Source organism: Pseudonocardia sp. ZF1, from assembly GCF_056835605.1.
The window spans coordinates 1,057,013-1,069,950 of sequence record NZ_JAJNBY010000001.1; the positions used below are offsets into that span (position 1 = coordinate 1,057,013).

Annotated in this window: 14 protein-coding genes; 12 read left to right on the forward strand and 2 right to left on the reverse strand. The window is 72.6% G+C overall.

The genetic code is table 11. The annotated features are described in order from the left end of the window. Positions 1–75: 75 nt before the first annotated feature. The 6 genes from ZF1_RS05400 to ZF1_RS05425 all read left to right on the forward strand — a co-directional run bounded on the left by ZF1_RS05400 (position 76) and on the right by ZF1_RS05425 (position 7,102). On the forward strand, positions 76–1,035 hold the full coding sequence (locus ZF1_RS05400) for an HpcH/HpaI aldolase/citrate lyase family protein (protein WP_062400493.1): 960 nt from the start codon (positions 76–78) through the stop codon (positions 1,033–1,035). Positions 1,036–1,081: 46 nt separating this feature from the next. Further along, complete coding sequence (locus tag ZF1_RS05405) at positions 1,082–2,275, forward strand: acyl-CoA dehydrogenase family protein (RefSeq protein WP_062400495.1); 1,194 nt, start codon at positions 1,082–1,084, stop codon at positions 2,273–2,275. Between the two features lie 166 nt (positions 2,276–2,441). Further along, a complete protein-coding gene (locus ZF1_RS05410; protein ID WP_062400497.1) occupies positions 2,442–2,963 on the forward strand; it encodes a YflT domain-containing protein in 522 nt (173 codons plus the stop codon). A gap of 146 nt (positions 2,964–3,109) precedes the next feature. Continuing rightward, positions 3,110–5,356, forward strand: coding sequence for a carbon starvation CstA family protein (locus ZF1_RS05415; protein WP_482636640.1), 2,247 nt, complete (start codon positions 3,110–3,112; stop codon positions 5,354–5,356). 2 nt (positions 5,357–5,358) lie between these two features. Further along, positions 5,359–5,568, forward strand: coding sequence for a YbdD/YjiX family protein (locus tag ZF1_RS05420; RefSeq protein WP_202968085.1), 210 nt, complete (start codon positions 5,359–5,361; stop codon positions 5,566–5,568). 154 nt (positions 5,569–5,722) lie between these two features. Continuing rightward, the gene (locus ZF1_RS05425) at positions 5,723–7,102 is read left to right on the forward strand and encodes a class I SAM-dependent methyltransferase (protein ID WP_482636641.1); all 1,380 of its coding nucleotides are present in this window, start codon (positions 5,723–5,725) and stop codon (positions 7,100–7,102) included. Between the two features lie 18 nt (positions 7,103–7,120). Here the strand turns inward: ZF1_RS05425 and corA are convergent, their stop codons facing one another. Continuing rightward, the gene (gene corA / locus ZF1_RS05430; RefSeq protein ID WP_062404203.1) at positions 7,121–8,227 is read right to left on the reverse strand and encodes a magnesium/cobalt transporter CorA; all 1,107 of its coding nucleotides are present in this window, start codon (positions 8,225–8,227) and stop codon (positions 7,121–7,123) included. Between the two features lie 364 nt (positions 8,228–8,591). Between corA and ZF1_RS05435 the strand changes: the two genes are divergently transcribed. Next, complete coding sequence (locus ZF1_RS05435) at positions 8,592–9,095, forward strand: MaoC family dehydratase (RefSeq protein WP_405419109.1); 504 nt, start codon at positions 8,592–8,594, stop codon at positions 9,093–9,095. Between the two features lie 109 nt (positions 9,096–9,204). Here the strand turns inward: ZF1_RS05435 and ZF1_RS05440 are convergent, their stop codons facing one another. Continuing rightward, the gene (locus ZF1_RS05440; protein WP_482636642.1) at positions 9,205–9,609 is read right to left on the reverse strand and encodes an NUDIX hydrolase; all 405 of its coding nucleotides are present in this window, start codon (positions 9,607–9,609) and stop codon (positions 9,205–9,207) included. 109 nt (positions 9,610–9,718) lie between these two features. On the opposite strand from ZF1_RS05440, the gene ZF1_RS05445 reads away from it, so the two are divergent. From ZF1_RS05445 to ZF1_RS05465, 5 genes are all read left to right on the forward strand, one after another. Beyond that, positions 9,719–9,871, forward strand: coding sequence for a hypothetical protein (locus tag ZF1_RS05445; RefSeq protein ID WP_167379107.1), 153 nt, complete (start codon positions 9,719–9,721; stop codon positions 9,869–9,871). A 4-nt stretch (positions 9,872–9,875) separates the two neighbouring features. Then, a complete protein-coding gene (locus ZF1_RS05450) occupies positions 9,876–10,433 on the forward strand; it encodes a PH domain-containing protein (RefSeq protein ID WP_062400505.1) in 558 nt (185 codons plus the stop codon). Positions 10,434–10,604: 171 nt separating this feature from the next. Then, positions 10,605–10,949 carry a TetR family transcriptional regulator C-terminal domain-containing protein gene (locus ZF1_RS05455; protein WP_405421592.1) on the forward strand — a complete coding sequence of 115 codons (345 nt, stop codon included), beginning with the start codon at positions 10,605–10,607 and terminating at the stop codon, positions 10,947–10,949. Positions 10,950–10,999: 50 nt separating this feature from the next. Continuing rightward, complete coding sequence (locus ZF1_RS05460) at positions 11,000–11,887, forward strand: PHP domain-containing protein (protein WP_405419106.1); 888 nt, start codon at positions 11,000–11,002, stop codon at positions 11,885–11,887. 58 nt (positions 11,888–11,945) lie between these two features. Further along, complete coding sequence (locus tag ZF1_RS05465) at positions 11,946–12,827, forward strand: RecB family exonuclease (RefSeq protein WP_208819254.1); 882 nt, start codon at positions 11,946–11,948, stop codon at positions 12,825–12,827. Positions 12,828–12,938: the final 111 nt, after the last annotated feature.

The following is a 12,938-nucleotide window of genomic DNA, read 5'->3' on the forward strand; positions in this document are numbered from 1 at the left end:
CAGCCCGAGCGCCCGTGTCGTGACGACGTCGTCGCCGCGACGCGGGCGAGGACGATCTCGACGAGGAGCCCGCCTGTGAGCACCACCCTCCGCGCCCGCCGGTCCTGCCTGGCCGTGCCCGGATCGAGCCAGAAGTTCATCGACAAGGCTCGCACGCTGAACTCCGACCAGGTCTTCCTGGACCTGGAGGACGCCTGCGCCCCGCTGGCCAAGCCCGGTGCGCGGACGACGATCGTCGAGGCCCTCAACGAGGGCGGCTGGGGCGAGAAGATCCGCGTCGTCCGGGTCAACGACTGGACCACCGAGTGGACCTACCGCGACGTCGTCGAGGTCGTCGAGGGCGCCGGCGCCAACCTCGACGCGATCATGCTGCCGAAGGTGCAGACCCCCGAGCAGGTCGTCGCGCTCGACCTGCTGCTGACCCAGATCGAGAAGACCAACGGTCTCGAGGTCGGGAGGATCGGCATCGAGGCGCAGATCGAGAACGCGCTGGGCCTGACCAACGTCAACGCCATCGCCACTGCGTCGCCGCGGGTCGAGACGATCATCTTCGGCCCGGCCGACTTCATGGCCTCGATCAACATGAAGTCGCTGGTCGTCGGCGAGCAGCCCCCCGGCTACGACGTGGGCGACGCCTACCACCACATCCTCATGTCGATCCTGATGGCGGCCCGCGCGCACGACAAGCAGGCCATCGACGGCCCGTACCTGCAGATCAAGGACGTCGACGGGTTCCGCCGGGTCGCCGGCCGGTCCGCGGCACTGGGCTTCGACGGCAAGTGGGTGCTGCACCCCGGCCAGATCGACGCCGCCAACGAGACCTTCTCCCCGGCGCAGAGCGACTACGACCACGCCGAGAACATCCTCGACGCCTACGAGTACTTCACCTCCGAGGCCGGCGGCAAGCGCGGCGCGGCGATGATCGGCGACGAGATGATCGACGAGGCCAGCCGCAAGATGGCGCTGGTGATCTCGGGCAAGGGCCGCGCGGCGGGCATGACCCGCACCGACAAGTGGACCCCGCCGGAGGCCTGAGCCCCGACCGCCCGCCACCGACGACGCTCACCGAGGAGTAACCAGCATGGCCCGGCTCGCCCAGACCGCCGGTCTGACCGACATCCAGACCGAGATCCTGTCCACCGTCCGCTCGTTCGTGGACAAGGAGATCATCCCGCACGCGACGGCGCTGGAGCACGCGGACACCTACCCGCAGGACATCGTCGACGGGATGAAGGAGATGGGGCTGTTCGGCCTCATGATCCCGGAGGAGTACGGCGGCCTCGGCGAGTCGCTGCTCACCTACGCCCTGGTGGTCGAGGAGATCGCCCGCGGCTGGATGAGCGTCTCCGGCGTCATCAACACCCACTTCATCGTGGCGTACATGCTCCGCCAGCACGGCACGCAGGCGCAGAAGGAGAAGTACCTGCCGAGGATGGCCACGGGCGAGACCCGTGGCTCGTTCTCGATGTCCGAGCCCGACCTCGGCTCGGACGTCGCGGCGATCAAGACCCGCGCGAAGCAGGACGGCGACGACTACGTCATCGACGGCGCCAAGATGTGGCTGACCAACGGTGGCACGTCGAACCTGACCGCCGTGCTGGTGAAGACCGACGAGGGCGCCGAGCGTCCGCACCAGAACCTCACCACGTTCCTGGTGGAGAAGCCCACCGGCTACGGCGAGGTCGCCCCCGGCCTGATCGTCCCGGGCAAGATCGACAAGATGGGCTACAAGGGGGTCGACACCACCGAGCTGGTGTTCAAGGACCACCGGATCTCCGGCGAGCAGATCCTCGGCGGGGAGCGTGGCAAGGGCTTCGCGCACATGATGGACGGCGTCGAGGTCGGCCGCGTGAACGTCGCCGCCCGTGCCTGCGGCATCGCGATCCGGGCGTTCGAGCTGGGTGTCGAGTACGCCCAGCAGCGCTCGACCTTCGGCAAGCCGATCGTCCAGCACCAGGCGATCGCGTTCAAGATCGCCGAGATGGCGACCAAGGTCGAGGCCGCGCACCTGATGATGGTCAACGCCGCGCGCCTGAAGGACCGCGGCGAGCGCAACGACGTCGAGGCCGGCATGGCCAAGATGCTCGCCTCGGAGTACTGCAAGGAGGTCACCGAGGAGGCGTTCCGCATCCACGGCGGCTACGGCTACTCCAAGGAGTACGAGATCGAGCGCCTCATGCGCGAGGCGCCGTTCCTGCTTATCGGCGAGGGCACCTCGGAGATCCAGAAGACGATCATCTCCCGGGGTCTGCTGCGCGACTACAAGCTGCGCTGACCGCACCCGCGTCCACGGCCCCGTACCCCGTCCCGGGGTGCGGGGCCGTGTCGTCCGGTCGGTGGGGTGTGACCTGCGGCTCCGCGACTAGTGTTCGGGGCACGTCGCGGTCGGGTCGAACGTTGCACCGACGACGAGACAGGACATCTTCCACGAGGAGCACGCCATGACCAACCCCTTCGGCGGCCAGACTCGTCCGGCTCCGGGCCTGCCGCAGCTGCCCACTCCGCCGACCGGGTGGCCGGTGGGGTCCTACGCCACCTACGAGGAGGCGCAGCGGGCCGTCGACCACCTCGCCGACTCCGACTTCCCGGTCGCCGACGTGACGATCGTCGGCGTCGACCTGATGCTCGTCGAGCGGGTCATCGCCCGCCTGACCTGGGGTCGCGTGCTGGCCTCCGGCGCGGCGCAGGGCGCCTGGCTGGGTCTGTTCGTCGGTGTCCTGCTGTTCGTGTTCTCCCCGGACGGCAACTTCCTGCCCATCGTCGTCGGCCTGGTGTCCGGGGCGGTGTTCTTCATGGCCTTCGCCGCGGTCAGCTACAGCGCGAGCAAGGGCCGCCGGGACTTCCAGTCCGCCAGCCAGATGGTGGCGGGCCGCTACGACGTCCTGTGCGAGCCGCGCAACGCCGAGCGGGCCCGCGAGATGCTGGCCAAGCTGGCGATGGGCGGCCCCGGCGGAGGCTTCTGACCGGCTCCCGCCCCGCCCGCACGACCCCGCGGCCGTCGTCACCCGACCGGGTGGCGGCGGCCGTCGTGCGTCGGCAAGCGGACATCGGTTCCCACAGGGCACACCGCCTCCTATAGTTCGCGCGTCGGACATATCGGAGGGGCGCGATGACACAGGTGTCGGGCGGACCGGCGGGGCGTGAGCTCCCGCCGGCGGCGGTGGACGAGGAGGTGCTCCTCGCCGAACAGCGGGCGTGGACACCGTGGAAGATCGCGGTGTGGGCGGGGATCGCCCTGCTGGGCGGTCTGGCGTGGGTGATGCTCGCGCTGGTGCGCGGGGAGACGGTCAACGCGATCTGGTTCGTGTTCGCCGCGGTGAGCACCTACGCGATCGCGTACCGGTTCTACTCCCGCTACATCGAGAACAAGCTGCTGCGTCCGGACGACCGGCGCGCCACCCCGGCCGAGTACAAGGAGAACGGCCAGGACTTCCTGCCGACCGACCGGCGGGTCCTCTACGGCCACCACTTCGCCGCGATCGCCGGTGCCGGTCCGCTGGTCGGACCGGTCCTGGCCGCGCAGATGGGGTACCTGCCCGGCACGATCTGGATCATCGTCGGCGTCATCGTCGCCGGCGCGGTCCAGGACTACCTGGTGCTGTTCTTCTCGATGCGCCGCGGCGGGCGCTCGCTGGGCCAGATGGCCCGCGAGGAGCTCGGCCGGGTCGGCGGGATCGCGGCGATCATCGCGACCCTCGCCATCATGATCATCCTGATCGCGGTGCTCACGCTGGTCGTGGTGAACGCGCTCGGGGAGAGCCCGTGGGGCGTCTTCTCGGTGGCGCTGACCATCCCGATCGCCCTGTTCATGGGCGTCTACCTGCGGTACCTGCGGCCCGGGAAGGTCTCCGAGGTCTCCTGGATCGGCTTCGTGCTGCTGATCGGCGCGATCGTCGCCGGCGGCTGGGTCTCCGAGACCGGCTGGGGCCAGGCGCTGTTCACCCTGGACCGGACCACCATCGCCTGGGGCGTGATCGTCTACGGCTTCGTGGCCGCGGTGCTCCCGGTCTGGCTGCTGCTCGCCCCGCGCGACTACCTGTCGACGTTCATGAAGATCGGCACGATCGTGCTGCTCGCGGTGGCGATCATCGTCGTCCGCCCCGAGCTCGCGGCGCCCGCGTTCAGCGAGTTCGCCGGTCGCGACGACGGCCCCGTCGTCGCCGGGTCGCTGTTCCCCTTCCTGTTCGTGACGATCGCCTGCGGCGCGCTGTCCGGCTTCCACGCCCTGATCTCCTCGGGCACCACGCCCAAGCTGGTCGAGAAGGAGCGCCAGACCCGCTTCATCGGCTACGGCGGCATGCTCATGGAGTCCTTCGTGGCGATCATGGCGCTGGTCGCGGCGCTGTCGATCGACCGCGGGCTCTACTTCGCGATGAACGTGCCCGCGTCGCTGACCGAGGGCACCGTCGAGGGCGCGGCCGCGTTCGTGAACTCGCTCGGCCTGATGAACGTGAACGTCACCCCCGACCAGCTCGCGACGACCGCGGCACTGGTCGGCGAGGAGTCGATCGTCTCCCGCACCGGCGGTGCGCCGACGCTGGCGGTCGGCCTGGCGAACATCATGCAGCAGTTCATCGGCGGGCCCGGGATGATGAGCTTCTGGTACCACTTCGCGATCATGTTCGAGGCGCTGTTCATCCTCACCGCCGTCGACGCCGGCACCCGGGTGGCGCGCTTCATGCTGCAGGACGCGATCGGCACCGTGGCCCCGAGGTTCAAGGACACCTCGTGGCGGCCGGCCGCCTGGATCTGCACCGGGCTGATGGTCGGTGCCTGGGGCGCGATCCTGCTGATGGGCGTGACCGACCCGCTGGGCGGGATCAACACGCTCTTCCCGCTGTTCGGCATCGCGAACCAGCTGCTGGCGGCGATCGCGCTCGCGGTGTGCCTGGCGATCGCGGCCCGGCGCGGGCACGTGCGCTACCTGTGGATCATCGTCGTGCCGCTGGCGTTCGCCGCCGTCGTGACGGTCACGGCGTCGATGTACAAGATCTTCTCCTCGAACCCGAAGATCGGGTACTGGGCGCAGCACTTCGCCTTCCGGGAGGCCATCGCGTCCGGGGAGACGAGCTTCGGCACCGCGGGAACCCCGCAGGCGATGGCGGCCGTCGTCCGCAACACCTTCGTCCAGGGCACGCTGTCGATCCTGTTCGTGACGCTCGCGCTCGTCGTGATCGTCGCCGCGGTCCTGGCCGCCTGGACGTCGATCTCGACGGGCGGCCGCCCGGACCACGAGGAGGAGCCGGTTCCCTCGCGGCTCTACGCCCCGGCCGGCCTGGTCGCGACCCCGGCGGAGAAGGAGCTGGAGAAGGAGTGGACCGAGACGGTCGGCACCCCGGCCCGGTCGGGGCACTGACCGTGGCGGGACCGACCGTGGCGGCCGCGACGCTGGCCCGGCTGCGGGCGCTGCACGGCTGGTGGCGCGGGGTGATCGGGGCGGACCTGTACGACCGTTACCTCGACCACCACCGTCGCAGCGGGCACGACCACCCGCCGATGACCGAGCGGGAGTACTGGCGGGCCCGCACCGCGTACCAGGAGAGCAACCCGCAGGGCCGCTGCTGCTGAGGCGGCACCCCGTCTCCGGCCGGATCCGCTGCGCCGCACGGGTGGCCGGAGCTCCACGTTCGGCCCAGCGCGCCCTCCCGGGTGGGTGTCACACCCCACCGGGGAGGGCGCGTCGGGTTCCGGACACGGGCTGCTGCGGGCAGGATCAGGCCCCGTGAGCGGCGAGGCGTGGCAGGAGAGCGACCAGATCCGCCCGGCCACGGTGCACCGTGCCTACGGGCGGGGTGCCGCGGGCTTCGACGCCTTCGTCGCGACCCTGCCCGGCTACCGCACCCACCTGCGGGTGTCGGCGTCGCGGATGGGCCTGGGCGACGGCCACGGTCTGCGTCTGCTCGACGTCGGCTGCGGCACCGGGGTGTCCACCGAGGCGCTGCTGACCAGCGTCGGAGGTGCCGAGGTGGTCGCGGTGGACGCGTCCGCGGAGATGCTCGCCGTCGCCCGGAAGAAGAACTGGTCGCCCCGGGTGACGTTCGTGCACTCCCGGCTGGAGACCCTCGCCGAGGCCGGCATCGAGGGCCCGTTCGACGGGATCCTCGCGTCCTTCCTGGTGTCCAACCTGCCCGACGCCGAGCACGGCCTGCGCCGGCTGCTGAGCCTGCTCGCGCCCGGCGCCCCGCTGGCGGTGCACGACTACGCCGTCGGCGGCCGAAGCCGGATGCGCTGGACGACGGCGAACTGGACCTGGATGCTCCCGATGGCCTCGCTGCGCTGGGGGGCCGCGGACCTCGCCCGCTACCGGGCCAGGCGGATCGCGACGGCCGGTGGGCCCGAGCAGATGGTGCACCGGATGGAACGGGCCGGGTTCGACGACGTCCGCGTCCAGACCGTCGGCGGGGTCCAGCAGCACCTCGTGCACACGTTCCTGGGACGGCGCCCCGACGAGCCCGACGTCGTGGGGGAGCGCCAGGAACGCCGCGCCCGCCGCTCGGCCATCGCCGCCGCGGGGTGGCGGCCCCTCCGGGACGAGCCCGCCCCGGCTCCCGAGGACACGACCGGACCCGTCGACGAGGGCGGCCCCGAGGACCCCGGCTACGCCGAGACACTCCCGGAGCAGGTGCTCGAGGACGACGGGGTCGAGGTGGGGGAGGGTGACGCCGACGGCGCCGCGGACCCGGCCCCGTCCGGTGCGGCGGACGACCCCGCCCCCACCGAGGACGACGACCCGGACACCCGCCCGCGCGGACACGCCGTCGCCCGGGCGCTGCGGTACGGGCTGCCGGACCCCCGTCCCGAGCCCCCCGGCCCCGCGGAACCCGGTCCCGGTGCCGCGGAACCCGAGCCCGGTGGCACCGCATCCGACCCCGGCGCCGCCGGAGCCGACCCCGGCGCCGCCGGACCCGACCGCGGCGCTGCCGGGCCCGGGCCTGCCGGCCCCCCGCCGCCGCGGGCCCCGGCGCCCGGCGCCCGGCCCCGTCCGCGCCGCCCGGTCGGGCTCCCGGCGCCCCGGCCCCGCGGCCGCGCGCCCGGGGACGCGCCCCCGCCCGCCGGGGACGACGAGCCGCCGACCCCGCCGACGGGCACCCGCCGGGTCTGACCGGCGGGCGTCCCGCGCCTACAGCCAGCCGTTGCGGCGGAAGTTGCGGTACAGCAGCCCGCACAGCGTCGCGATGACGATCAGGACCATCGGGTAGCCGAAGTCCCAGTGCAGCTCGGGCATCGAGTCGAAGTTCATGCCGTAGACGCCGGCGATCATCGTCGGCACCGAGATGAGGCCCGCGTAGGCGGTGATCTTCCGCATGTCGTTGTTCTGCCGCATGCTGATCTTCGCGAGGACCGCGTCGACCAGGGTGGTCAGCAGCTCGTTGAAACCGGCCACCTGCTCGGCGACGCCGCCGAGGTGGTCGTCGACGTCGCGGAAGTAGGACCGTACGTCGTGCGGGACCAGCGCGCTGTAGCCCTCGGCGAGCTTGCGCATCGGCCCGACCAGCGGCATCACCGCACGACGCAGGTCGAGGATCTCGCGCTTCATGACGTAGATCTGCTCGGGGTTCATCGTCGAGCGCGGCGAGAACACCTCGGCCTCGACCGCGTCGATGTCGTCCTCGATCTGCCCGCAGACCTCGATGTAGGAGTCGACGACGTGGTCGGCGATGGCGTGCAGCACCGCGGCCGGGCCGAGGGACAGCTGCTCCGGGTCGTCCTCGAGCCGTCGCCGGACCTCCCGCAGACCGGTGTGGCGGCCGTGCCGAACGGTCACGACGAAGTCGCGCCCGAGGAAGGCCATGACCTCACCGGTCTCGACGATCTCGTTCGACGTCGTCGGGTCGGCGTGCCCGACGTAGCGGACGGTCTTGAGCACCATGAACAGCGTGTCGTCGTAGCGCTCGAGCTTGGGGCGGTTGTGCGCGTGCACCGCGTCCTCGACGGCGAGCTCGTGCAGCCCGTAGGTCTCGGCGACGCCGGCGATCTGCTCGGAGTCCGGCTCGTGCAGCCCGATCCAGACGAAGCCCTCGCCGCGCTCGCGGACCTCGGCGATCGCCTCGTCGTGGGTCCAGCGGCCGGGGAGACGGCGGCCGTCGACGTAGACGGCGCAGTCGACGACGTAGGCGGACAGCGGGACGCGCAGCCGGACGGGCGGGCTCGCGGCGGCCCGCGCCGCGGCGCGCTCGGCGCGGCGGGACGGGCGGATGGTGGGGCGGAGCTGGGAGAGCGAGGGCATCACGAGGACCACCTCCGGGCGTGCCGGTGCGGCTCGGGGGCGAGCGGCACCGGGGAACGGTGCGACCGCGCTGGGCGGTCGCCGGGCCGGAACTCGCCTCCCGCCGGGATCAGCCCGTGACGTACTCCGGGGCCGTGTGCAGCGGGAGGCGGCACCTACTGCTCGCCGGTGTCTGGGACGCGGACACCGCACTCACCTCCCTGCCGTTCCGGTGGACGTCCTGTGTCTCGTCCGTGCGCGGGCGGACGTCACCGAGATGTGACATCCCCGACCGTGCACGTGTGAGCCGGACCGCCCTTCCTCGCGCGGGCCACCGGATAGATTACTCCCGCAACGAATCGACAGCGTGATGGGAGCGTGAACGGTGCAGTTCGGGCGCTACTACGAGGAGTTCGAGGTCGGTGCGGTCTACAAGCACTGGCCCGGCAAGACGGTCACCGAGTACGACGACCACCTGTTCTGCCTCCTCACCATGAACCACCACCCGCTGCACATGGATGCGCACTACGCGGAGGAGACGACCGACTTCGGCAAGAACGTCGTGGTCGGCAACTACATCTACTCGCTGCTGCTGGGCATGTCCGTGCCGGACGTGTCGGGCAAGGCGATCGCGAACCTCGAGGTCGAGTCGCTCAAGCACACGAAGCCGACCTTCCACGGCGACACGATCTACGGCGAGACCGAGGTCCTCGACAAGACCCCGTCGAAGTCGAAGGACGACCGCGGCGTCGTGTACGTCGAGACCCGCGGCTACAAGCAGGACGGCACCGTCGTGTGCACCTTCCGCCGCAAGGTCATGGTGCCCAAGCGGTCCTACGGCGACAGCCGCGGCGGGGAGCAGCCCGGCCGCCCCACGCCGCAGGCCTGACCCGCGCCACAGCACGCCGGCACCGGCCCCCGACTCCGTCCCGGAGCGGGGGCCGTCGTGTGTCACCCACACGCATACCGCGGGGCCGGACGGGCACCCGCCGTGGCGGTCAGGTCCGGGGCAGGCAGTCCCAGCCGCCGAGGGTCTCGGTGAGGCCCTCGACGACGGCCAGCGCCGCGTAGCCCGCCCGGTCGACGAACCGTGCGTCGGTGGCGTCGTCGCCGGCCCGCGGGACGCCGTCGCCGGTCGCCAGGGTGCAGACGTAGTCGGCGATCCGGTACGGGCCGCGGAGGACCACCCCGGCCAGGCGCCCGGCGACGACCGTCAGGCCGGTCTCCTCGGCGAGCTCGCGGACCACGGCCTCGTGCTCGCTCTCGCCCGCCTCGACCCGGCCGCCGGGGACCGACCAGAGCCCCCGACCAGGCTCGTTCGCCCTGCGGACGAGCAGCAATCGTCCGTCCGGGTCGAACACGATTCCACCCACGCAGGCGACGTGTCGGCTACTGTCGGTCATCCGGAACGACGGTACGCTGCTCGGGTGCCGGTACCGGGGCCAGTCGGCCCTCCGGTACCAATGACATGTCTGTGTGTCCGACACACCGAGAAACGGGTGGGCAGGGAACGTGAAGAAGATCCTGATCCTGGTAGCGGTGGCGCTGGGGATCTTCCTGGTGATCACCAATCCCAATGGTGCGGCCGGTTCGGTCTCGAACGTGGGCAACATCCTCTACGACGCGGCGCAGTCCGTCTCGACCTTCGTCACCAACCTGATCTGAGCCCGTGCTCGCGCCCCGGGAGATCGACGAGTACCTGCTCCCCACGGAGCGACGCGTCATCCGTGTGCGCCAGCACTGGGCGGTGATGGTCAAACACATCTGGCAGACGGCGCTGTTCATCGTCGTGGTGATCGGTGTCGAGCAGCTGCTCGACCGGCCCGGGGTCGACCCGGTGCTGGACGTCGTGGTCGACAACCTGGCGTTCTACCTGGTCGTCGTCGCGGTCCTGCGCTACACGGCGCTGTCGATCCTCTGGTGGATCGAGCGGATCGTGATCACCGACAAGCGGGTGATGATCGCCCAGGGGATCATCGTGCACAACGTCGGCATGATGCCCCTGGGCAAGGTCACCGACCTGACGTTCCAGCGTTCGCTGTCCGGGCGCATGCTCGGCTACGGGACGATGGTCGTCGAGTCCGCGGGCCAGATCCAGGCGCTGAACCGCATCGACTACATGCCGCGCCCCGAGGAGATCTACGAGGCGCTCTCCGAGCTGGTCTTCGGGGAGAAGGGCAAGACCCGCGCGACCGGCATGCTCGCCAAACCGCGCTGGCGGCGCTGACCCGCCGCCACCTCCCCGGAGCGCCGTCCCGGCGCCCCGGCACAGCCCGTCCCGACGCGGGGCCGCGCACCGTGCGCGGCCCCGCGTCGTCGTGTGCGCACCCGGCGTCCGGGGTGTGGCCGCGGGCCGTCGCGGGGGCGCCGCCGCAGCCGGTGAGCCCCGCGCGACGGCCTGGACCTGCTGCTCGCCGCCTCGCTCGACGAGGAGACCCGGCCGCACCGGCGGCTGTGGTTCGAGTGCTGGCAGGACGGCGTGTGGGACGACGAACGGTCCCAGCACGAGCGCTACACCGGCTGGCACGCCGTCCTGCGGGACCTGGTCCTCGCCGGGGTCGCCGACGGCTCGCTGCGCTGCGCGGACCCCGACGGCACCGCCGCCCGGCTCGTCGCGCTGGTCGACGGGCTGGCCCTGCAACGGCTGCGCGGGGTGCCCCCGATGTCGTCGGAGCAGGCCGTCGCGCACGTCCGGACCGCGCTGGCCGACTGGACCGGGTCGTCCCACCCGACGGGGGAGTAGGCGCCCCGTCCCGGGGTGCGTCGGCGGTGCGCGGGGCTAGGGTCGGGCGCGTGTCCGTCATCGACCTGCACGCCCACTCCACCGCGTCCGACGGCACCGACTCCCCGGCCGGGCTGGTCCGGGCGGCCGGCGCCGCGGGGCTCGACGTCGTCGCGATCACCGACCACGACACCACCGCCGGATGGGCCGAGGCGGGGGCCGCGCTGCCGGCCGGTCTCGCACTGGTGCGCGGCGCCGAGTTCTCCTGCCTGAGCCCGACCGGCCGCACGGGCGAGCCGCGCTGCTCGGTGCACCTGCTCGGCTACCTGTTCGACCCGGAGCACTCCGCGATCGTCGCGGAGCAGGAGCGGCTGCGGTCCGAGCGCGTGCAGCGACTGGAGACGATGATCGGGCGGATGGCCGCCGACGGGTACCCGGTCGACGTCGACACCGTGTTCGCGCACCTGCCCGAGGGCGGCAGCGCGGGCCGGCCGCACCTGGCCCGGGCGCTCGTCGCGGCCGGCGTCGTCGGGTCGGTCGACGAGGCCTTCGCCGAGCTGCTGCACAACGACAGCCCCTACTACGTGCCACGGGCCGACACCCGGGTCGAGACGGCCGTCGAGATGATCGTCGCGGCGGGCGGGGTCGCGGTGTTCGCGCACCCACTCGCCCGCAGGCGCGGTGTGGTCGTGGAGCCGTCGGTGCTCGTCGACCTCGTCGGCCGGGGGCTGGGCGGGATCGAGGTCGACCACCCGAACCACGCCCCGGCCGACCGCGAGCTGCTGCGCGGGATCACCGCCGAGCACGGCCTGCTCACGACCGGCTCCAGCGACTACCACGGCACGAACAAGACGACCCCGCTCGCCGAGGAGACGACCGACCCGGAGGTCTACGCGGCACTGACCGAACGGGCCACCGGCGTCCCCGTGCTGCACGGCGGATCCGGCGGCACCGCGTGACGGTGCGTCGCCGGGAGTGATCGACGGTCGGTGACCGTCCCGGAGTACCGTGGCGCCCATGGCCCGGACCACCGCTCCCGCCACCGGGACCCCGGACGGTCAGCTCGGCCTGGACCTGCTCGACCCCGGCTTCGGTGCGACCGCGCTGCACCGGGTCACACCGGCCCGGCTCGACACCTGGGACGCCTGCCCGCGCCGCTACCGGATGCTGCACGTCGACCGCCCGGCCCCGCCGCGCGGGGGCGGGTTCGCCCACACCACGATCGGCGCGGTCGTGCACCTGGCGCTGCGATCGCTGGCGGCCCTGCCCGCCGAGCGGCGCACCCCGGAGCAGGCCGCGTCCCTGGTGGACCGGCACTGGACCGGCGAGGGGTTCGCCGACGACGCCCAGGCCGCCCGGTACCGCGAGCGCGCCCGGGACTGGCTGGCCGCCGCCGTCGACGGCCCGGCCGGGCGGGACGAGCCGCTCGCCGTCGAACGGTGGGTGCGGGCCCCCGCCGGGCCGCTGCTGGTCGAGGGCCGGGTCGACCGGATCGACGCGCGCGACGGCGAGGCCGTCGTCGTCGACTTCAAGACCGGGCGCCGGGTGCCGACCGCGGCCGACGCCGCGGACTCCCGGCAGCTCGCGCTCTACGCCGTCGCCACCGCCTCGGTGTTCCGCCGCCCCTGCCGCACGGTCGAGCTGCACCACGTGCCGACCGGGACCGTCGCCGCGCACACCCACGACCAGGCCTCCCTCGACCGGCACGTCGCCGCGGCCGCGGAGTCCGCCGACGCCGCCGCCGGGGCGACGACCGCGCTGGCCGACGGCGGCGACGCCGACACGCTCTTCCCGGCCCGCACCGGCGCGCACTGCGGGACCTGCGCGGTCCGGCGGAACTGCGCTCCGGGCCGCGCCGCCGTCCCGGAGCCGCGACCGTGGGACCTGCTCGCACCGTGACCGCCGACCCGCAGTTCCCCGGTCCGCCGCCCCGCGGCCGCCCCCCGCTCCCGCCGGGCCCGCCCGCCCTGTACCGCGCCGGGCCGTCGTACGGACGCCCGCACCCCGGCC